The organism is Pseudoalteromonas sp. GB43, assembly GCF_054923805.1.
This window is the reverse complement of sequence record NZ_JBPCHJ010000001.1, coordinates 2340936-2361358: the sequence shown is the minus strand read 5'-3', so window position 1 is coordinate 2361358 and position 20423 is coordinate 2340936. Positions and strand designations below refer to the sequence as shown.

Genomic DNA, 20423 nt, shown 5'->3' with positions numbered 1-20423 from the left:
AATTCTTATCGTTCGCGTACTAAACGGAAACCGATATAGTTTGCACGAAAATCTGGCGCTAAGATTAAGCGCGTTGAAACGCGTGCTAGGCTTGGAGCAAAATTCCATGCACCACCTCGAACAGCCACATCAGACTGCCCTGACTTTTTGTTTGTCCATTCCCACACATTACCTACTGTATCGTATAGGCCGAATGCGTTAGGAGAAAACGACCCTGTTGGTGCTGCGCTCCTGTTTGACCATTCGCTTCCACACCAGCCACAGTTCGCTAAATTTTTACCAATTTCGTTACCCCAAGGGTATTCAGTTTCTTTACCTGCACGTGCAGCGTATTCCCACTCAACCTCGTTTGGTAAACGAAATAACTGGCCTGTTTGACCCGATAACCAATCTGCATACGCTTTGGCATCGTTGTAAGTTAAACAAACCGCCGGGAAATCGCTTTCTTGATCAAAACCCGGATTGCGCCAGTTTAGAGTTGCTTCCCAAACTGGTTCACCATTTAAGTAATATGCACAGCCGCGATCTTTTTCTGCTTCTGTTTTATAGCCGGTATTCGCAACGAATTGCTCATACTCACCAACGCTTACTTCTTTGCTTTGCATTGCAAATGAGTTAGCAATGGTTTTTTCTACCACTGGGCGCTCATTCGCTAACCCATTGCCGTTAATATCACCCATCTTAAATTTACCAGCAGGAATAACTACAATGCTGGCAGAACTGGTTTTATTAACAATACTTGCAACAGGTGCTGTTACAGGTTGCTCTGGTGCCGCTGTCACTTCAGCAACAACTGGCTCAGGCACTTTAACTAGGTTTGCATTAATGGTTTGTGCTTTACGCAGATCAATTCGCGCTTTATAGCTTTTGTAGCCACGTTTGCGAATTTCAATATCATGAAAACCTTTTGGTAATGATGTCGTTAACCTAGTTGCACCATAGCTCACACCATCAATAAACACTTCGTCATCATAAACATTTGAACGCAGTGTTAATTCAACCATTTTAGATTTATTTTGATCAGGTAATGGTTCAACCTTAATTGGCTTTTTTACAGAATAATCGCTTACAGGTTGCTCATTAAAACGTGATACAGAGACCACTTGATTATTATCCTGAGAGTTACTGAATGTTAACTGACTATCTGAATACGTTGCGTCGTAATTTGCTTGATAATTACCGGCCAAAGGCGTGCCATAATCTGCACAAAAACGATTGTCTAAATTAAGTAGGCTACATAAACGACTGCTGTTTACATCACCGCGCATGGTCACGCTTAAATTAACGTTGTAGTTACCTTGACCACTAAAAGCACTGTTCACGACATGGCTACTTAAAATCTTAACCTGTGCACCGGCAAGGTTACGTTTCGGTTCAACTAAACGCTCTTCTGTTAAGTTAGCAAAAATCTGGTCTACAAAACGTTTAGTGGCTTTTTGTAAACCCATTTGTTGGCCGCGCTGCTCACAGGCAGCAAGCGTTTCGGTACGCTTACAGTTAATCGTATGATTAACTTCTAGCGTGCCTTCACGTGTAAACTCGTTACGTAAACGCTCAACACGTGCTGTTGCTAATTGCTCTTTTAAGCTTTCTAAGGTATTCAGTTGAGTGTGCTTAGATACACGAATTTGCTCGATATCTTTTCTATGCGAAGCAATTGCCGCCAATTGCATCGAAATATCATCTTTGTTTTGTTTATGATCAACCACAGCTTTTTGGTAACGCGACTGCGCATTGCTGATATCAAGGGTTGGGTCATCAATCAGTCGGCGATACATCTCGTTCATTGCATCTAGCGCTTGGTTTTTTTCTTTGTCTAGCTCAGTTGAGCGGGCGCGCAATAATTCGAGTTGTTTTTGTAACTGACTTTCTTCTTTTAGGTGTTTTTCGAGGATTAGGGTCGAGTTATCGTATTCGGCTTGTTTTTTACTGATCTCTGATTCAATGCCAGTTACCGTAGCTGTATCTTGTGCAAATGCACTTGTCGCTAGCAAACTAACTGAAATTAACAGAGATAAAGGAGCAATTCGCATATATTCCATTCCCAAAAAGCGGCAATTATTTGGTCATTATTATTTTTTATAATTAAACTCTTATGCTATGTACTTGCAAGGCAAAACACAAGCTTTGTTCAATTATTATCTCAGTTTACCTCTATTACCTTAGTTGATGCCAGTAAATAACAAAATCATTTTGGTTTAATTGACTAATTTCTATCTCTAAGACGACTTTGCTACAATTGGGCGTGTTTATTTACTAAAAATGATACCGTGAATAGTTCTTTTGAATCACCAGTACAAACAATTCATCACCCCTTATTAGCGGCACGTAAAGTTCAGCTCAGCATCAAGCGTGATGATCTTATTCACCCGCAAATTAGTGGCAACAAATGGCGTAAGCTAAAATTTAACTTGCAAGCCATGCAGCAACAGAAGAAATCTGAACTACTCACTTTTGGTGGTGCATTTTCAAACCATATTCATGCCACAGCAACTGCGGGTAAACTATTTGGTTTTAAAACCCACGGTATTATTCGCGGCCCTGAACTAGACGAAGCAAATCCAACACTTAACTACGCAAAGCAATGCGGTATGAGCTTACACCCAGTAAATCGAATTACTTACCGGTTAAGGCACGACCAAACTTACCTAGCACAATTGCAAGCACAATTTCCTAATGCCTACATACTGCCAGAAGGCGGCACCAACGCAGCTGCGCTTTTAGGTTGCAAAGAGTTAGCACAGAGCCTACCAAGTTCTGATGTGATTGTTTGTCCTACTGGCAGTGGCGGTACATTGGCGGGGTTAATTGAAGGCGCACCGCAGCACACAAAGCTGTTAGGTGTCGCAGTACTGAAACAAGCGCACTACTTAATTGATGAGATAAAGCAGCTAAGTAATAAAGCAAATCAGCAACAAAACTGGCAGCTGCTTTGCGACTTTCATGATGGTGGCTACGGAAAGTTTAGCGATAACTTGTGGCAATTTTGCCAAGCTTTTAGCAAGCAACACACTATTCCACTTGAGCCAATTTACAGCGGTAAAATGCTCTTTGCTGTATGGCAACTTATAGAGCAAGGCTACTTTGCTAAAGGTTCGCACATCATTGCAGTCCATACAGGTGGGCTACAAGGGTTAAATGGCCTCAAGTACCGAGGCCTCATAAGCTAACTATAGGGCGTAATATCCGCCAGCTTTTGTAATGGCTCGGCAAAGTAAAAGCCTTGCGCGGCAATAACACCTAAGTTTTTTAAGGTCGCAAGTTCGTTCTGTGTTTCTACTCCAACTGCATAGACAGGAAAGTTTAGCTCTGCTCCTTTAGTAATTATTTGCTTAACAATTTTTTGTTGCTGAGCACTTGTGTCTATATTATGAATTAGCTCTAAAGCTAGCTTAATACTACAAATGTTATTAATGCCTTTGTAGGTCGCTAGGTGCTCACTGCTGCGTACATTATCAATAACTATACCTGCCGAGAGTTTTTCTAAACACTCGAACTGTGTACTAAGCTTTTTATGCTGTTTTAAATAATCATCTTCGCTGAGTTCAAATTGCAACCTGTCGATACACTTAAAGTCATCTGTCTGCTGATTTAACCAATCCCAAAACTCATCATTGAACCAGTTCATCGCATGCAAGTTAATACTTACCTTTAAGCTACCAGACTCACTCAACAACATCTTTTTTACTTGTAAAATTACGGTTTTATCTAACAGTAAAACATCTTTTTTACTACTCATGTGTGGAATAAAGTGCCTAGCAGCAAGCAAACCTAAGCTTTTGTGTCGAATACGGATCAATGCCTCATGCTGCAAAATATCGCCCGTTTGCAAGTCAAATAACGGCTGAAAAAACAACATAAAGTGTTTTTTCTTTATATACTCAAAAAGATGTTCTTTGCTATCAGCCAGCATGTTTGACTGCGTGTGACCAAAAGGTAAGCGATGAATATGCTGCCAAGCGTTTTGTTTCGCCAGTGCTAATGCCGATTTAGTAAGCTGATAAACCACTGCCTGATCAGCCCCTGTGCGGTAATTACACACACCAATTTTTATATCAGCGCGAGACAAATCACGACGGTAATTTAAACAAGCTTGATAGATAACTTGATGTAGTCGCTTCGTGTATTTATCAATTTCAGTGGCAGGTACATTATTTAAGGTGACAGCGATACCGCCAGAAGGCAGTAATTTAACAGAGCGATTTACAAGCTCACCAAAGCCTTTAGCAATCACTAATTTAAAGTAGTTATCGATATCAAGGTTAGCAGGAAACGGGCTTTTCCAAAAAAATAGTGCAAACAAATGATTATAATTAGTTGGCACACCATATAAAATATTCAAATCTTGGTGCGCTAATGGTTTTGGAGATGTTAACTGCTTTGGCGGTGCCTCAACCACTTGCTGCTCTTGGCTTTGTATTTGTGGCTGCTCTAAGGTTTCTAATTGCTTGAACATTTTTTTCCACCAACGGAAACCCCAATACCCAGTACCAAGCAATATTAAATTTAAAAATATAAATAAGTGACTTTCAACTAACCATGAAGGCCAATGAAATAAGCGTAAATTAACGGTCTTATAGCTAAAAATCTCCTGCTCAAGATCGATGAAATTCGCAAAGTTTTGCGGAACGTCGCTAGCATTCATTGCAAAGCCTTGGCTTTTAACTAATGTGGCAATGATATCTTGCGACACAACCGGATCAAGGTTCAGCTCATACACCTGCTTGGCTAGTTCAGTGCCTGTTCGGTGCACTTTGTCGTGTAACACATCACTTAAAAAAATATTAAAAACAACTAACAGCAAAAATGCGGCCGCCACGTAGATGGCCTCCGGTTGCTTTATTCGTGAAGTTAAGTCTCGTTTCATTTCACAGGTTAGTTGCTTAAACATACACAAAGTGTTGTTCAAGAACCCTATAAATACAAGGCTGCGGGGCGATTTAAAGCAATATCAGAAATATCCTATAACCAGCGCTGTCAAAAGTTTTGTAATTTTAAACACCTAGCAAAAACAGTTAATGAGAATTATTTTGTAATCAACACAACCCAAACAAAAGTAGTGATTACGAAGTATTGCGTAAATAAAAAACCCAGCAACTAAGCTGGGTTTTAAAAATTAACTCTACAATCTAATTATATTGTGAATTAGAACGGGATATCGTCATCAAAGTCGATTGGTGGTTCCATTGGATTTGATGCGCCGCCTTGTGGGGCATTTTGAGGCTTAGGAGCAAAACCACCTTGTTGAGGTGCATTGTTTTGCTGCTGACCATAACCGCCACCATATTGGTTATTGCTCTGCTGCGGTGCAGACTGCTGTTGTGGACGCTGTTGCTGCTGTGCTGGCGCAGACTGTTGCTGTGGAGCATAGCTGTTATTGCTTTGTGATTGCTGTGCACCACCGCCGTAACCGCCACCTTGTTGCTGACCACCTTGGTAACCGCCTTGTGATTGACCACCTTGATAGCCACCGCCACCACCTTGCTGCTCACCACGACCGCCTAACATTTGCATTTGACCGCCCATGTCTACCACGATTTCTGTAGTGTATTTTTCTTGGCCTGATTGATCAGTCCATTTACGCGTTTGTAAACGACCTTCGATGTACACTTGTGAACCTTTACGAAGGTATTCACCAGCAACTTCTGCTAGTTTGCCAAATAACACGACACGGTGCCATTCAGTACGCTCTTGCATTTGCCCTGTGTTTTTATCTTTCCAGCTATCTGTCGTAGCAATGCTGATATTCGCTACGCCATTGCCATTAGGCATATAACGTACTTCTGGATCTTGGCCTAAATTACCAACCAAGATAACTTTGTTCACACCGCGTGCCATGGAACTTCTCCTATAAAACGTTAGATTAAACCAGCCACTTTGCGTGCTTGGTCTAGGTCAAATTCTTTATCATTAATCTTTAAATAGCTGCGATTTTCATCACAGACAACCGTTGCTTCAATTACGCCCGGTAAAGCAACAAGACGAGAAGCAAGCGCTTGTGCCTGCTGCTCTGAACTTAATTCAGTCATTAAGCTAATTATTTTACTTCTTGGTGGGACTTGCATATTCCAAGCAAGGATAAGCCATATTACCCCAACAAGTGCCGCCGCCGCAAACACTGCTTGCGCACTTAATGCTTGAGCAACGTAACCCCCTAATAAACCACCTAAAAAGGCACCAAAAAACTGCGTAGATGAAAATACTCCCATCGCAGAACCTTTCTGGTTTGCTGGGGCAATACGCGAAACCAGTGCAGGCATGGTTGCTTCTAAAAAATTAAAAGCAATAAAGTAAACCAACATACAAATACCGATGCCAATCACCGAATCAACCCATAACGACATCGCGAGCATACTTAAAACAAGCAGTGCGATTGAGCCAATAAAGGCTTGTTTTTCTTTTTCTTTACGGATCGCCACAATCATCATTGGTGCCATCAAGAAAAACGCTAAAAACAGCACAGGGATATATAAATACCAATGATGGTCTGCGACTAAGCCGTCTTTTATCAGTTGGCCTGGTAAGGCTACAAATACGGTAGTTAATGTAAGATGAAGCAGCATTACGCCAAAATCGAGGCGTGCTAATTGTGGGTGTTTAATCAGTTGCTTAATATCATCAAGCGTAGCAAGTGTGTCACCTTTTGGCGCCTTATTGACAGCATTAGGCACCAAAAAAAACACAATTAAAATACCTAAAATGGCCAGTCCTGCGGTAAGCCAAAATACCCCAGCAACTCCCCACGATGCAGCAACAATAGGCCCTAGTAGCATAGCAACGGCAAAGCTCATACCAATACACATACCAATCACGGCCATAACTTTCGGACGTTGTTCATCACGGCTTAAATCAGAAGCAAGCGCCAATAAGGCACTGGCAATCGCCCCCATGCCTTGAAGTGCACGCCCAAGCGTAACCATTTGCACAGACTCAGCGGTTGCCGCAATTACAGAGCCAAGTGCAAACACACAAAGGCCACCAATAATCACTTTTTTACGACCAATTTTATCAGACAACCAACCCATAGGGATTTGCAGCACGGCTTGCGTTAAACCATAAGCACCAATAGCAAAGCCAATCCAAAGCGGCGAAAACCCTTCTAATTGCTGCCCATAGATAGCCAATACTGGCATCAGCATAAATAGGCCAAGCATACGGAATGCAAAGACGCTCGCCAACGAAACGGCAGCGCGTTTTTCTCGAGAGTTGAGTGAAGATGCTGTCATGAATTACTGATTCTGCTGTCTATTAAAATTTGAGCGTGGATTCTACCACAAGCGAAAACTAAATAATCACCTGTAAGTGATGATTTTTTCTTTGATCAAGGATTAATCTTATCGCGTATTATGAGATACTGAAAAAATAATTAGGTAATAAAACGAGATAGCATGGAAAACATTGAAGTCCGAGGCGCCCGTACGCACAATTTAAAAGACATCAGCCTAACCATTCCCCGTGATAAGCTGATAGTTATCACTGGCCTATCTGGTTCAGGGAAATCGTCTTTAGCGTTTGATACTTTGTATGCAGAAGGGCAACGTCGTTATGTTGAGTCACTGTCAGCGTATGCGCGACAGTTCTTATCACTAATGGAAAAACCCGATGTCGATCACATCGAAGGCTTATCGCCGGCTATCTCTATCGAGCAGAAATCAACGTCGCATAACCCGCGTTCAACGGTCGGTACAATTACCGAGATTTACGATTACCTACGTTTATTATTTGCCCGTGTAGGTGAGCCTCGCTGCCCTACTCACGATTTACCGCTTGCAGCACAAACGATCAGCCAAATGGTCGATACGGTTTTAGCGCTTCCTGAAGGAAGTAAGCTAATGCTATTAGCGCCAGTGGTAAAAGATCGTAAAGGTGAGCACGTTAAGCTGCTTGAGCAACTCGCAAGTCAAGGCTTCATTCGCGCCCGTATCGATGGCGAAGTCTGTGACTTATCAGATCCTCCGACCCTTGAGCTTCATAAAAAGCATACTATCGAGGTCGTGGTTGACCGTTTTAAAGTTAAAGATGGCCAACAACAGCGTTTAGCTGAATCATTCGAAACAGCCCTTGAGCTATCAGGTGGTATTGCCCATGTAGCGGCAATGGACGATTCACTCAGCGAAGACATGCTGTTTTCTGCTAATTTTGCCTGCCCAACGTGTGGCTACGCTATGAGTGAACTTGAGCCGCGTTTATTCTCGTTTAATAACCCGGCAGGTGCGTGTCAAAGCTGTGATGGTTTAGGTGTGCGTCAGTATTTTGATCCAAACCGTGTTGTACAAAATCCAGAGCTAAGTTTATCGGGCGGTGCAATTAAAGGCTGGGACAAACGCAGCTTTTATTACTTCCAAATGCTGCAAGCTGTCGCAGAGCATTATAAGTTTGACCTAGAAGTGCCTTTCCAAGAGCTTAGTAAAGAGGCCAAAAAGGTAATTCTTGAAGGTTCTGGCAAAACTAAAATTGCCTTTAACTATCGTAACGACCGTGGCGACTTAATTACGCGTAACCATGAGTTTGAAGGCGTTTTAAATAATATGAATCGCCGCTACCGTGAAACCGAGTCAAACTCAGTGCGCGAAGAGCTTGCTAAATACCAAACAAGCCAAGCGTGTCCGAGCTGTCATGGCTCGCGACTACGTGAAGAAGCTCGCCATGTATTTATAGGTCAAACAAACTTGCCAGCTATCACCACAATGAGTATTGGTGAAAGCATGGCATTTTTTGATGGCTTGAATCTAACTGGTCAGCGCGCACAAATTGCCGAAAAAATTCTCAAAGAAATTCGCGACCGTTTATCTTTCTTAATCAATGTCGGCCTTAATTATTTATCACTTGAGCGAAGTGCCGATACCCTTTCTGGTGGTGAGGCTCAGCGTATTCGTTTGGCAAGCCAAATTGGTGCAGGCCTTGTTGGTGTTATGTACGTACTGGATGAACCATCAATTGGTTTGCACCAACGCGATAACGACCGCCTACTAAAAACCCTTATTCACTTACGCGATTTAGGCAACACCGTTATTGTGGTTGAACATGACGAAGATGCCATTCGCGCTGCGGATCATATTATCGATATCGGCCCGGGTGCCGGTGTTCATGGCGACCATGTTATTGCACAAGGTACCCATGACGATATTCTAGCTAGCAAAGATTCAATCACGGGTCAGTACCTCTCTGGCGAAAAGAAAATCGAAGTACCGGCGGCTCGCCATCAAACTACCGACAAATGGCTTGAGTTATTTGGTGCCACAGGTAACAACTTAAAGAACGTTGATTTACGTATTCCATTTGGCTTAATGACCTGTATCACAGGTGTATCAGGCTCAGGTAAATCGACACTTATCAACGACACTTTATTTAAACTGGCTCATACCGAGTTAAATGGCGCAACGACCGCAGAGGCGGCACCGTATAAGTCAATCAAGGGTCTAGAGCATTTTGATAAAGTGATTGATATTGACCAAAGCCCAATTGGCCGTACTCCGCGCTCAAACCCAGCAACTTACACCGGTATTTTCACCGGTATTCGAGAGCTATTTGCGGGTACTCAAGAAGCCCGTTCACGTGGCTATAAAGTGGGCCGTTTTAGCTTTAACGTTAAAGGTGGCCGTTGTGAGGCTTGCCAAGGCGATGGTGTGATCAAGGTAGAAATGCACTTTTTACCTGATGTGTATGTACCTTGTGATGTATGTAAAGGTCAGCGCTACAACCGTGAAACCCTCGAAGTACAGTACAAAGGTAAAAACATTCACCAAGTACTCGAAATGACCGTAGAAGATGCCCGTGACTATTTTGATAAAATTCCGGCTATTGCACGTAAACTGCAAACCCTAATGGATGTAGGCTTGTCGTATATTCGCTTAGGTCAAGCTGCTACTACCCTCTCAGGTGGTGAAGCACAGCGTGTAAAACTAGCTCGCGAACTTTCAAAACGCGATACAGGTAAAACCTTATATATCCTTGATGAACCAACTACGGGTTTACACTTTGCTGATATTCAGCAATTATTAGTCGTGCTTCACCGCTTACGCGATCACGGTAATACCATTGTTGTTATCGAGCATAACCTTGATGTGATCAAAACCGCAGACTGGATTGTCGATTTAGGCCCTGAAGGCGGCTCAGGCGGTGGTGAAATTTTAATTTCTGGTACACCTGAAGACGTTGCCGATTGTGAGCGTTCACACACTGGAAGGTACTTAAAACCATTACTATAAAAAGGATATTGCGTGCGTAGGTATTTAAAAATTGCAAAATGGCGCGCTAATAAACAGTTTCAACAACAGCAACGTAGCTGGCAGCCTCATAAAACGAGGCTGGTTGAACAGTTAAAAGCCATTTGGTTTAACTTAAGTACCGCGCAAAAGCTCTATCTTTTAGCATTAAGCAGCCTGATTGTTCTGCAATCGGGCTGGTTAAGTGCCACCATCACCATTATTGCGCTTGTTATTGAGTTTTGGCCCAAGTTTAACCAACTTTGGCACTCGCTTGCCGGCAAAGCACTGATTTTAATCTTCTATGCCAGTATCGCTAATTTTGTATTAGCTGGTGCAAGCGGCATAGTTAATGATGTAACTCATGTCTCAGCTAGTCACTTTAACTACACACATAACTTTGCCACCCTGTTATATTTACCACCTTGGGCAATGGGAATAACCCTAGGTACTTTATTGTTATTTCAACTTTTTTTACCTTTTTATATTTTTGTTTTATTGCTGATAAAGCCATTTGGCTCTGAGCGAGTTAAGTTTATTAGTCAAAGCTACTCACCATTATTAACTGCCATTGTACGCTTTGTTTTAGCGTCGGTAGTTTTTATTAACTTAATTTCATTTCTTGATGATAAGCCACCTGAAGAAGTGCTCGACAATATGGTCAGCACCTTTGTGGATAGTAAAGTCATTGCCAAGGAATCAGGTGAAGAACAGCAAAAAGCAGTCGAAGAACTTGGTGAAAAGCTCGAGCAACAACTTCCTGAAAATACACAAAGCTCAGCCCCAAGCCAAGACGTAGATGTAGAAGTTGACGGCGAAACCGCCGAAAACCTTCGCCAATTTTTAGATACCAAAGGTTACTTTGAACGTAGCAAACGTTTAATTGCCATGTTTGCTTACAGCTTTGAAGCCGATAGTTATTCACGCTGTTTAAAAGCAGAAAACAGTAAAGCTGTTGAGCTAAATGATTACGAAATAGTGCAAGTAACCCCTGATCACCATGCTGAGTATGGCTATCGATTTGAAGTCATTGCGTGCGACTCGCCAGGCGTTACCCCAGTAGAAAAATAGCGCAGCAATCTATACTACTCACTTGGCTTACTGCGTTTTTCTCTTATGAAGTGAAATATCGAAAGCCCAATAAAGCCAAAGCAAACTAAGGCGATTACTAAATTAGGTATAAAAATAAGTAACATAGCGGCATCATAGCCGATCTTTGCGAATGCAGCACAAAGGCTACCAATGATAAGCTCAGTTAAGATTATACCAATTCGCTTAATTAAGTGATCTATTTTGAGGCAAGAAAACCTCGTTGATAGCAAGGCAAAAATTTCGTTATTTAGTTGTTCTAAATCAGAAATTTTTAACGCAGATAGCGACAGGTTTAATCCCTCAAAATGATTAAGTATTATTGCGGATTGGTATTAGCTCCCATTCTAATGAGCTATTCGCAGGTACAGTTTTAGCCGCATAATGTTTTACTTTAAAACCCATATCAAAACCTCCAAGTTCCTATTTGCTGCATCTAAACTATCATCAAAAGACAAAACCGCAAAAATTAAATGATTTAAAACCTTATTTCCTCTCATAAGAATTAAACTTAAATCATTGAAAATATTCAAATTAATATTTTCAAACCTTATATATAAATTGCTTAGAACTAGATAAGCGACTCTAGCAGCTTTCCTCGCTATTGTAGTTTCCATCAACGGGCTACCAACCAATTTTGCTTCGCTGATAAAACTAATCAACCAATTAAAGGAATTAAATTATGGCTAACTCAGTCTTAAAAATGATGTCACTTTTAGCGGTCACTGCAATCATTATTACATCAACGAATACCTTACTTAATGCTCAAGGTACTCAAAAGCTAAACAAGCAATTAGAGACCTCTATCGAAGCATCTATTGAGCAAATGAACAATAAAATTGATCAGCAAATTGAGCAACAACTGAATAAGTAATACTTGGCTTGCTCAGCATGCTGAGCAAGCTTCTTTAAATTAACAGGCTTAAATAATGAAAACACTAACTCGACACTTGCTAATCTCATCAATTGCTGCGACATACGTTTTATTAATAAGTGGTTTTAGCACTGCAAAAAGTGCCGTATGGAAAGTTAGTAAAGGTGATGAATTTATATATGTTGCTGGTTCAATCCACATTTTGCCGCCCAAGGAACTCCCCCTTCCTGATGAATTTAATCAAGCGTATAAACAGGCTGATATCTTAGTACTTGAAACTGATGTACCTGCACCAAGCGATAGCTCAGCACAACTCACTATGCTTAAAACTCTTAGTTATCAAGCTGGCGAAACACTGAGTAGCAAGTTATCAGCAAAGGTGAAACAGCAACTAGAAGAACAACTTGCCCAGTATGATATGAAACTCAGCGAACTCGATAGCTTTCGCCCCTTTATGTTAAGCGTGCTAATCATGTCGCTAGAACTTCAAAAGCAACAACTTATGGGTGAAGGTGTTGATAGTTACTTCGCGAAATTGGCTAAGCGAGATAAAAAAGAAGTCGCTTATCTAGAGACCGTGGCTTTTCAATTAGACCTGTTTAAACAAGTAGGTAGCCAAGACGAAAATGCCTTTATTGAGTCACTATTAACGCAAATTTCTAGTTACCAAGCACTGTACATCGCAATGCTTAATGCATGGAAAAATGGCGATATGCAAGCAATAGATGAACTTACTCTTATGCCTTTACAAGAACATGACCCTAATACTTACCAAATGTTGATCAAGCAACGAAATCTAACTTGGCTTGGTCACATTGAAAATTATTTTACTAATTCGCAAAAAGAGTTACTGCTCGTTGGCACAGCCCACTTAGCTGGTGAAGATAGCTTGTTAGGCTTATTAAAAAATAAAGGTTATGTAATTAAACAATTGAACACAGGTGAGAAATAAAAAATGGAAAAAACAGACAAAACCGCTGCTGCACTTATCTGTTTATTTACAGTATTAATGGCGCTTAGCTTTTAATAGCTAAAAAAATACCGCTATCAAGCGGTATTTTTATTTCAATAATTTATCACAAGCTTACGGGCGAGGGATAAAACCTACCGCATCGTAGACTGCTTTTAATGTTTTTTCAGCGCGGATACTCGCTTTTTCAGCACCTGATTTCATAATGCTATCAAGTAATGACTGATCTTCGCGAATTTCTTTAAAGCGTGCTTGAATTGGCTCAATCATATTAACGACCGCTGCTGCAGTGTCTTTTTTCAGGTGACCATACATTTTGTCTTCATATTCAGGCACTAAGTCTTCAATTGAGCGCTTAGTGGCCACTGATAATAAAGTAAGTAGGTTTGATACACCTGGTTTTTCTTCACGATCAAAGTAGATACGAGCTTGCTCGTCTGAATCGGTTACTGCTTTTTTCAGTTTCTTTTCAATCTTCTTCGGCTCATCTAATAACATAATGTAACCGTTTGGATTTTCATCTGATTTAGACATTTTCTTGAGCGGATCTTGTAAACTCATTACACGTGCGCCGAACTCAGGAATGTATGGCTCTGGTAGTTTGAACACGTCACCGTATAGGTTATTGAAACGTGTTGCAATATCACGAGTTAACTCAAGGTGTTGTTTTTGATCTTCACCCACTGGCACTTGATCCGCTTGGTATAGCAAGATGTCTGCAGCTTGCAGTACAGGGTAAGAGAACAAACCCACATTAACGTTATTAGCATGCTTAGAAGACTTATCTTTAAACTGCGTCATACGGTTAAGCTCACCCATTTGCGCGTAACAGTTTAAAACCCAACTAAGCTGTGCATGTTCTGGCACTTGAGATTGTACAAATAACGCCGCTTTTTCTGGGTCGATACCACATGCAGCATACAACGCAATACCGTCAAGCACGCGCGAGCGTAGTTGCTCAGGATCTTGGCGTACAGTAATAGCGTGTAAATCAACTAACATAAAGAAACTTTCGTGGTCTTCCTGTAGCTTAAGCCACTGGTTAATAGCGCCAACATAGTTGCCTATTGTCATACCACCGGTTGGCTGAATGCCACTTAACACTACTGGTTTACTCATGATGTTCCTTTATATTTTTACTAAACTAAAAAGACGAATTTAAAATGCACTTACCTTTGGGTAAGAACGGGTATTATATCTAAGAAATTCTCGCAGAGGTACTCTGGATTGAAATCAACAAGGTTTTCACCTTGGTTATAGCCATAACTAAGCGCAACAACATCCACCTTAGCCGCTTTGGCAGCCAAAATATCACTTTTAGAGTCGCCTATCATAACCGCTTTGGCTGGGCTGACATCTAATTGCTGACAAGCAAATAGTAAAGGCTCAGGTGATGGTTTCTTTGCCATATCATCACCACATACAATCAACTGAAAATGACTAGTCAGTGACAGTTTATCAAGTAGCTTTTCGGTAAAACGACGAGCCTTATTGGTGATCACCACTTTAGGAATACCTGCAAGGGCAGCAAGCCCGGTTTCTACATGTTGATAAAGCGCACTGTAATCGCCTACAACTTGGTCATAGTGCTGATAAAACAAATTAATTGCACGCTCAGCAAGGGCTTCATCTAAATGCTCACTGATTTGCATATCGCCACTCAAACCACGCTTTACAAGCGTTTCTATGCCATTACCTACCCAGCTTTCAACTAGCTTTTGTGTCACAATCGGAAATGCTAGATCAGTTAGGGTCAGGTTCATCGCAATGTATAAATCATAAACACTGTCGACTAAGGTGCCATCTAAATCGAAAAATGCCGCATCGTATTTCATGGCTCAACCTTTGCAAGCTCGTTACGCATCGCATCGATAACCGCTTTGTAATCTGGTTGATTGAAAATCGCCGAGCCTGAAACAAACATATCAGCGCCCGCTTCGGCAATTTCAGCAATATTATCAACACCAACGCCACCATCAACTTCTAAACGAATTTTGCGACCTGAATCATCAATCATTTTACGCGCTTGGCGAAGCTTTTCGAGGGTATGAGGAATAAAGCTTTATCGCCAAAACCAGGGTTAACCGACATTAATAGCACCACATCAACCTTATCGAGCACATGCTCAAGGTAGCTAAGGCTGGTTGCAGGATTAAATACAAGCCCTGCTTGGCAACCACTGTCTTTTATGAGTTGCAAGGTACGGTCAATATGCTCACTGGCTTCTGGGTGAAAGCTGATGATAGAAGCGCCCGCTTCAGCGAAGTCGGGAATTAGACGATCGACAGGCTTTACCATAAGGTGCACATCAATCGGGGCTGTAATGCCGTAATCGCGCAGTGCTTTACAAATCATCGGACCAAAAGTTAGGTTTGGCACATAATGGTTATCCATCACATCAAAATGTACAACATCTGCTCCACTTGCTAGTACACGATCAACATCTTCACCTAAACGGGCAAAGTCGGCTGATAAAATAGAAGGGGCAATTAAATACTTTTGTAATGTTTCCAACATGAGAGATTCCATTAAAATTTGCGACTGCAAGAAGAGCGCATAATGTAACCCAATCGACTGCTGATTTAAACACCGCAGCTGATTGTTAAAGGGCGATTGCTTTAAGCTAATCCTTTTAGCCTATTGAATTAGTGTTATTTTAGTCAAAATTTGAGCAATAACTCTATTAAAAAGCCATCTACAACACAATAAAATGAAACAAATAATAAACATTAAATTTACTTTAAAGAGCTAATTTTATTAAATTTTTATTTAATTCAGCGATAATTAAGTTTGTTATTTGAGCAATTGTTATGTATGCTTGTTTAAGTAACACAAACAAGGGTTATTCTCATGCGTGCTTTTAAAATAGGGATTCTTAATCGCGTCCGCACTTACGGTTGCTGCGTTTGTATCTTTTTCATCTGCTGATGAAGACGACTTTTTAGCAGCGGCGTCTGGTTGCTCATGCAACACGCTTAACGCATCATCATCTTCTGCTCAATGTATGAAAGCAGAACAAGAAACAGGATGGTTTTCTTGGTTAACGGGTGATAGCCGCAGTGCTCAGTTCCATTATCTTGATTTACTTGAGTTATTAACAAGTAGTGAAGAGTCAAAGAAAGTTAGCGGTTTAGGTTCTAAGTTCTAAATCGTATGAACAAATTCATGAGTGCATTACAAAGTGTCTTTGCGGCATTTTTTGGTGTGCAATCAGAAAATAAGCGTCAAGCTGACTTCAAAGAGCACTCGCTCAGTACTATCATCGTCATTGCCCTGATTTTTTTCAGTCTATTTGTAGCAGCGATTTATTTCACCGTTTCTTTGGTGCTAAATACATAGCCATTAGCTCGTTCACTTTATTGCGTGAACCGCCCTTGGGGCTAATCGTGCGTTTTACCTGAATCTCATCTAATGATGCTTGGCTGTAGATTTTACGCGTCCACACTGTATCGTGGTTAGAAATAAGTACCGGCGTGTTATTTTCGAATGCGGCTTGCTCAGCTAAATTCGCCAAGTTTGCTTGGTCATCTAAATTGAAACCGCCTTTAGCGTAAGAAGTAAATGAAGCTGTTTTACTCAAAGGCACATAAGGTGGATCGCAATATACAACCGCATTATTAGGAATAAGCTTAAATACCTTGTCATAACCTAAGCAAGTAAAGGTTGCTTGCTGAGCTTTTTCAGCAAAGAAATGCATTTCTTTTTCAGGAAAATACGGGCGCTTATATTTACCAAAAGGAACATTAAAAATACCTTTTAGATTATAGCGACACAACCCGTTATAGCCATGGCGATTCATGTATAAAAATAAAATCGCACGCTCATACACATCACTGCTTTGATTAAACTGAACACGATATTCGTAATAGGCTTCGGGGTGGTTATTAAGCTCTACAAACAACTTTTTAGCGTCGCTAATAAACTCATCGGGCGTGCGCTTAAGCTCAGTGTAAAGATTGATCAGATCCGCATTTATATCATTTAAAATATAATGCTTAAAATCAGTATTAAGGAATACAGAGCCAGCACCAACGAAAGGTTCAACTAAGGTGTCAGCATCCATACTCGCTTGCTTCAAGCGGGTACGAATATCTTCAACTAGGCTGTATTTTCCACCTGCCCATTTAAGGAAGGCTCTGGTCTTTTGCTGCATCTGCTCTTAACTTCAATTCGGTGTTGCGCGATTTTACACTAATCAGTTTTAATTTACTGATTTAGTGAAGCGATTTCTTGTTTAATTTTACTTATTTTTTTATAAAACGGCTGATTTTTACGCACATTATCAGAAAGTGTTGTTACGCCCTTCTTAGCATCATTCAGTGTGGTGTAACTACCATAAGTTACAATCCACCACGGCTTACCACTCCGTAAGCTTTGGTAAGTATTTACTTGCCCTTGCAAGCCATTTTCAGTAATAAACTTATCGCTAATCTCTTTTTTAGTCACCGCAAGTAATTGGATTACAAAATTGTCATCTGGCTGAGATAAATACCACGCATTTCCTACTAATGGCAGCTCTGGCTCAATGGCAGACTCGGTTTGCTCAGCATCGTTGATGACGGCAGCTATAACTTCATCTGTCGTTGGTTGCTCAGTCTCTTGTGTTATTCGCTCTGCTGGCAAAAGGCTATCAACAATCGCAGCGACATTATTGTTATGACTTTCATTCTCACGGTTTTCTATCGCAGAGTTATCAACTGGCACCTTAGCTGCCTGAGTTGTGTTGTCCTCATCATTAGTAGCAACTTGCTGCTCGGCTTGAAGATCGTCTTGAGCTTGTTCTAGAACTAGCTCTTTGCTTTCTACTCGACCATTGATTACTGCTTCTGCAGGCAGTGCTGTTGCCACAGAGTTCGTTGTATCCTGCTGGTAATGCGCTTTCCACCACTCAGTCATATCAGCTTTATATAAAAAGCCAATGATCAGCACCATGGTCGTGATTAAGAGCAAAATTAAATAAAGCAGTTTATAGCTTTTTTCTGGTGCGCGAATGTCTGCAGTTTGTTGTTCCGGCTGCCAAGCAAGTAATAAAGCTGGGTTACCATGCGCTTCTTGTAAAAAGGTGCGAAAAACGGGGTCTTCTTCAACAGGGAGGTTATCGAAAAACCAACGCATCAGTTGCTTACTTTCACTTAAATTTAGCGACTCTAAGTGGATTTCAACTGCTTGACTAAACTGCCCTGCCGATTGTGATGCAATCAGTATGTATAACGTGCTCGGGCTTTGCTTGGCAAGGACTTCTAATTGCTGAATTAACTCTTCAGATAAATGACGCCCTCCATCAATGACCCATAAACAATCACCACAAGGCTGTTGTTTATAAAGTTGATAGAAGTTTTCAGACAAACTTAAAGCGTGATCAATTAGTGGGTTGCTAAAGCTTTGTTCTAACAGTTCAGTCATAAACTGTTGGTCGGTCATTTTTCCCGACAACTGAACAAACGCTTTATTAAAGTCGAGGTATTTATCCGTGATGAAGGTTTCTAATAAATAGCTTTTACCAAGGCCAGAAGGACCGAGTAAGCAAATTAGGTTTTGCCCATATTCAAACTGCAGAGCGATTCGATCAACTAGCGCAGCACGGCTAGGCAATATTTGCGATTGCATTAGCGCGCTATTAAATCACAAACCTGCTGATCAGTAACATCACTTACCAGCGCACATTGACCAAATTGGGTAGGTAGAATAAAGCGAATCGTGCCTTTTTTATTTTTCTTATCTTTACGCATGTGCGTTAAAAACTGCTCGCTGGTCATTTCTGCCGGAATATCGACAGGTAAATCATACTCAGCAATCAATTTAATAATGCGTTCAACTTCTGCTGCGTTTAAGTCATCACGGGTATGTGCAAGGCGTGCTGCCAGTACCATACCTGCCGCAACGGCTTCGCCATGTAGCCAATTACCATAGCCCATTTGCGCTTCAATTGCGTGGCCAAAGGTGTGCCCTAAGTTTAGTAATGCACGTAAACCGGCTTCTTTTTCATCTTGTGCAACAATCAAGGCTTTGATTTCACAACAGCGATAAATCACATGCTGTAAAGTTTGTTCATCAAGAGACTTAAGTTTAGTGATATTTTGCTCAAGGTAAGCAAATAACTCAGTGTCGTAAATAAGGCCATATTTAATCACTTCAGCCATGCCCGCTGCGAATTCACGCTCAGGCAAAGTATGTAGCGATTGCGTATCGATAAATACTGCTTGTGGTTGGTAAAACGCACCAATCATGTTTTTACCAAGTGGGTGGTTTACTGCCGTTTTACCGCCAACAGATGAATCGACTTGCGAAAGCAAAGTCGTTGGCACTTGAATAAAAGGCACGCCACGTTGATAACATGCAGCAACAAAACCAGTGAGATCACCCACCACACCGCCACCTAAGGCAATAAGGCAAGTATCGCGGCCACAGTTATGTTCAAGTAAGAACGCCGAAATCTTTTCAAACCACTCAAGTGATTTATATTGTTCGCCATCAGGGATGGTAAAAGATAACGGGTTTAGATCAGCCAACGACGTCATTACATCATCAAGATATAAAGGTGCAATGGTGTCGTTGGTGATAATGATAGGTCGACAGTCGCCGATGTGCTCGCGCAGCCGACCAGTCTCTTGAAGAGCAGATTGACCAATATAAATAGGATAACTTCGCTCGTCCAAATTAACTGTTAATTCAAGCATAGCTAGTTTCCTTTTTATTATTGGTTTTTAAAAATCTAATTTCTCGATGATTTGATTAGCAACAACTTTCGCGCTTTGCTCATCAGTGCGGACAACAAAATCAGCAACTTCTTTGTATAACGGTTCGCGTTCTTCAGCTAAGCGCTCTAGTACATCACGCGGTGCTTCTTCTGTTTGCAATAATGGGCGACGCTTGTCGCGCTGTGTGCGTGCAACTTGCTTTTCGATTGGTGTCTCAAGGTATACAACAATACCACGAGCAGAAAGCTTGTTACGTACTTCTTTACTGATCACAGAACCACCACCTGTTGCAAGAACGATACCTTGCATCTCAGTTAGGTCTGAAATTACAGTTTCTTCACGAAGTCGAAAGCCCTCTTCACCCTCAAGATCGAATACCCAAGCAATGTCTGCTCCAGTACGACGCTCGATCTCTTGATCTGAATCGAAAAATTCAAGGTGTAATTGGTCAGCAATGTGACGACCAATTGTGCTTTTGCCAGCCCCCATAGGGACCACTAGAAATATATTACGTTTCTCAGCCATATCTTTTTAGTACAAACGAACTCTAAAATTTGAAATAAAACCCCGCCTAACGACCTGGCCCC

The 20423-nt window shown here is 41.3% G+C and carries 17 protein-coding genes and 1 pseudogene; 7 read left to right on the top strand and 11 right to left on the bottom strand.

Translation table 11 applies throughout. The annotated features are described in order from the left end of the window. Nucleotides 1–5: 5 nt before the first annotated feature. Nucleotides 6–2033 (bottom strand): SUMF1/EgtB/PvdO family nonheme iron enzyme, encoded by a 2028-nt coding sequence (locus ACRWSG_RS11250; protein ID WP_138599266.1) that lies wholly within the window; start codon nucleotides 2031–2033, stop codon nucleotides 6–8. Nucleotides 2034–2303: 270 nt separating this feature from the next. Here ACRWSG_RS11250 and ACRWSG_RS11245 point away from each other — a divergent pair, with 270 nt between their 5' ends. Next, nucleotides 2304–3170: a 1-aminocyclopropane-1-carboxylate deaminase/D-cysteine desulfhydrase gene (locus ACRWSG_RS11245; RefSeq protein ID WP_462166933.1), complete on the top strand. Its 867-nt coding sequence runs from the start codon at nucleotides 2304–2306 to the stop codon at nucleotides 3168–3170. Here ACRWSG_RS11245 and ACRWSG_RS11240 read toward each other — a convergent pair. The 3 genes from ACRWSG_RS11240 to ACRWSG_RS11230 all read right to left on the bottom strand — a co-directional run bounded on the left by ACRWSG_RS11240 (nucleotide 3167) and on the right by ACRWSG_RS11230 (nucleotide 7226). Then, nucleotides 3167–4819 carry an EAL domain-containing protein gene (locus tag ACRWSG_RS11240; RefSeq protein WP_462166301.1) on the bottom strand — a complete coding sequence of 551 codons (1653 nt, stop codon included), beginning with the start codon at nucleotides 4817–4819 and terminating at the stop codon, nucleotides 3167–3169. The two genes, ACRWSG_RS11245 and ACRWSG_RS11240, sit on opposite strands and share 4 nt — an antisense overlap. 326 nt (nucleotides 4820–5145) lie before the next feature. Then, nucleotides 5146–5838, bottom strand: coding sequence for a single-stranded DNA-binding protein (ssb, locus tag ACRWSG_RS11235; protein ID WP_054552791.1), 693 nt, complete (start codon nucleotides 5836–5838; stop codon nucleotides 5146–5148). 20 nt (nucleotides 5839–5858) lie between these two features. Further along, nucleotides 5859–7226, bottom strand: a complete 1368-nt coding sequence (locus ACRWSG_RS11230; RefSeq protein WP_235377830.1) for an MFS transporter — start codon at nucleotides 7224–7226, stop codon at nucleotides 5859–5861. A 162-nt stretch (nucleotides 7227–7388) separates the two neighbouring features. On the opposite strand from ACRWSG_RS11230, the gene uvrA reads away from it, so the two are divergent. From uvrA to ACRWSG_RS11210, 4 genes are all read left to right on the top strand, one after another. Continuing rightward, nucleotides 7389–10208, top strand: a complete 2820-nt coding sequence (gene uvrA / locus ACRWSG_RS11225) for an excinuclease ABC subunit UvrA (protein WP_462166299.1) — start codon at nucleotides 7389–7391, stop codon at nucleotides 10206–10208. A 12-nt stretch (nucleotides 10209–10220) separates the two neighbouring features. Further along, on the top strand, nucleotides 10221–11276 hold the full coding sequence (locus ACRWSG_RS11220) for a hypothetical protein (RefSeq protein WP_166338726.1): 1056 nt from the start codon (nucleotides 10221–10223) through the stop codon (nucleotides 11274–11276). Between the two features lie 700 nt (nucleotides 11277–11976). Then, complete coding sequence (locus ACRWSG_RS11215) at nucleotides 11977–12168, top strand: hypothetical protein (RefSeq protein ID WP_138599271.1); 192 nt, start codon at nucleotides 11977–11979, stop codon at nucleotides 12166–12168. Nucleotides 12169–12223: 55 nt separating this feature from the next. Beyond that, the gene (locus ACRWSG_RS11210; RefSeq protein WP_462166297.1) at nucleotides 12224–13120 is read left to right on the top strand and encodes a TraB/GumN family protein; all 897 of its coding nucleotides are present in this window, start codon (nucleotides 12224–12226) and stop codon (nucleotides 13118–13120) included. Between the two features lie 132 nt (nucleotides 13121–13252). Here ACRWSG_RS11210 and trpS read toward each other — a convergent pair whose 3' ends face one another. From trpS to rpe, 3 genes and pseudogenes are all read right to left on the bottom strand, one after another. Continuing rightward, complete coding sequence (trpS, locus tag ACRWSG_RS11205) at nucleotides 13253–14257, bottom strand: tryptophan--tRNA ligase (protein WP_054552798.1); 1005 nt, start codon at nucleotides 14255–14257, stop codon at nucleotides 13253–13255. Nucleotides 14258–14307: 50 nt separating this feature from the next. Next, complete coding sequence (locus ACRWSG_RS11200; protein ID WP_054552799.1) at nucleotides 14308–14973, bottom strand: phosphoglycolate phosphatase; 666 nt, start codon at nucleotides 14971–14973, stop codon at nucleotides 14308–14310. Beyond that, a pseudogene (rpe, locus tag ACRWSG_RS11195) lies at nucleotides 14970–15655 on the bottom strand (ribulose-phosphate 3-epimerase). The gene ACRWSG_RS11200 and the pseudogene rpe overlap by 4 nt, the downstream one beginning before the upstream one ends. Nucleotides 15656–16142: 487 nt before the next feature. On the opposite strand from rpe, the gene ACRWSG_RS11190 reads away from it, so the two are divergent. Together ACRWSG_RS11190 and ACRWSG_RS11185 are read left to right on the top strand one after the other, a co-directional pair. Further along, the gene (locus ACRWSG_RS11190; RefSeq protein WP_462166296.1) at nucleotides 16143–16286 is read left to right on the top strand and encodes a hypothetical protein; all 144 of its coding nucleotides are present in this window, start codon (nucleotides 16143–16145) and stop codon (nucleotides 16284–16286) included. Between the two features lie 5 nt (nucleotides 16287–16291). Next, complete coding sequence (locus ACRWSG_RS11185) at nucleotides 16292–16477, top strand: DUF2970 domain-containing protein (protein ID WP_054552802.1); 186 nt, start codon at nucleotides 16292–16294, stop codon at nucleotides 16475–16477. On the opposite strand, the gene ACRWSG_RS11180 is transcribed toward ACRWSG_RS11185, so the two are convergent. Genes ACRWSG_RS11180 through aroK form a run of 4 tightly spaced genes read right to left on the bottom strand, consistent with a single transcriptional unit; the run spans nucleotide 16449 to nucleotide 20361 of the window. Next, nucleotides 16449–17291 carry a Dam family site-specific DNA-(adenine-N6)-methyltransferase gene (locus tag ACRWSG_RS11180; RefSeq protein WP_054552803.1) on the bottom strand — a complete coding sequence of 281 codons (843 nt, stop codon included), beginning with the start codon at nucleotides 17289–17291 and terminating at the stop codon, nucleotides 16449–16451. The genes ACRWSG_RS11185 and ACRWSG_RS11180 overlap by 29 nt on opposite strands. Nucleotides 17292–17344: 53 nt before the next feature. Continuing rightward, nucleotides 17345–18745: an AAA family ATPase gene (locus tag ACRWSG_RS11175; RefSeq protein WP_054552804.1), complete on the bottom strand. Its 1401-nt coding sequence runs from the start codon at nucleotides 18743–18745 to the stop codon at nucleotides 17345–17347. Further along, complete coding sequence (gene aroB / locus ACRWSG_RS11170) at nucleotides 18745–19815, bottom strand: 3-dehydroquinate synthase (protein WP_054552805.1); 1071 nt, start codon at nucleotides 19813–19815, stop codon at nucleotides 18745–18747. The genes ACRWSG_RS11175 and aroB overlap by 1 nt, the downstream gene beginning before the upstream one ends. A 27-nt stretch (nucleotides 19816–19842) precedes the next feature. Next, on the bottom strand, nucleotides 19843–20361 hold the full coding sequence (aroK, locus tag ACRWSG_RS11165; RefSeq protein WP_462166295.1) for a shikimate kinase AroK: 519 nt from the start codon (nucleotides 20359–20361) through the stop codon (nucleotides 19843–19845). Nucleotides 20362–20423 lie beyond the last annotated feature (62 nt).

What these genes read in the sequence shown, in the direction of transcription:
- ACRWSG_RS11180 (WP_054552803.1), bottom strand. Translation starts at nt 17,291, where the DNA reads ATGCAGCAAAAGACCAGAGCCTTCCTTAAATGGGCAGGTGGAAAATAC.
- ACRWSG_RS11175 (WP_054552804.1), bottom strand. Translation starts at nt 18,745, where the DNA reads ATGCAATCGCAAATATTGCCTAGCCGTGCTGCGCTAGTTGATCGAATC.
- ACRWSG_RS11185 (WP_054552802.1), top strand. Translation starts at nt 16,292, where the DNA reads ATGAACAAATTCATGAGTGCATTACAAAGTGTCTTTGCGGCATTTTTT.
- ACRWSG_RS11210 (WP_462166297.1), top strand. Translation starts at nt 12,224, where the DNA reads ATGAAAACACTAACTCGACACTTGCTAATCTCATCAATTGCTGCGACA.
- ACRWSG_RS11190 (WP_462166296.1), top strand. Translation starts at nt 16,143, where the DNA reads ATGAAAGCAGAACAAGAAACAGGATGGTTTTCTTGGTTAACGGGTGAT.
- aroB (WP_054552805.1), bottom strand. Translation starts at nt 19,815, where the DNA reads ATGCTTGAATTAACAGTTAATTTGGACGAGCGAAGTTATCCTATTTAT.
- ssb (WP_054552791.1), bottom strand. Translation starts at nt 5,838, where the DNA reads ATGGCACGCGGTGTGAACAAAGTTATCTTGGTTGGTAATTTAGGCCAA.
- ACRWSG_RS11215 (WP_138599271.1), top strand. Translation starts at nt 11,977, where the DNA reads ATGGCTAACTCAGTCTTAAAAATGATGTCACTTTTAGCGGTCACTGCA.
- ACRWSG_RS11200 (WP_054552799.1), bottom strand. Translation starts at nt 14,973, where the DNA reads ATGAAATACGATGCGGCATTTTTCGATTTAGATGGCACCTTAGTCGAC.
- aroK (WP_462166295.1), bottom strand. Translation starts at nt 20,361, where the DNA reads ATGGCTGAGAAACGTAATATATTTCTAGTGGTCCCTATGGGGGCTGGC.
- trpS (WP_054552798.1), bottom strand. Translation starts at nt 14,257, where the DNA reads ATGAGTAAACCAGTAGTGTTAAGTGGCATTCAGCCAACCGGTGGTATG.
- uvrA (WP_462166299.1), top strand. Translation starts at nt 7,389, where the DNA reads ATGGAAAACATTGAAGTCCGAGGCGCCCGTACGCACAATTTAAAAGAC.
- ACRWSG_RS11230 (WP_235377830.1), bottom strand. Translation starts at nt 7,226, where the DNA reads ATGACAGCATCTTCACTCAACTCTCGAGAAAAACGCGCTGCCGTTTCG.
- ACRWSG_RS11250 (WP_138599266.1), bottom strand. Translation starts at nt 2,033, where the DNA reads ATGCGAATTGCTCCTTTATCTCTGTTAATTTCAGTTAGTTTGCTAGCG.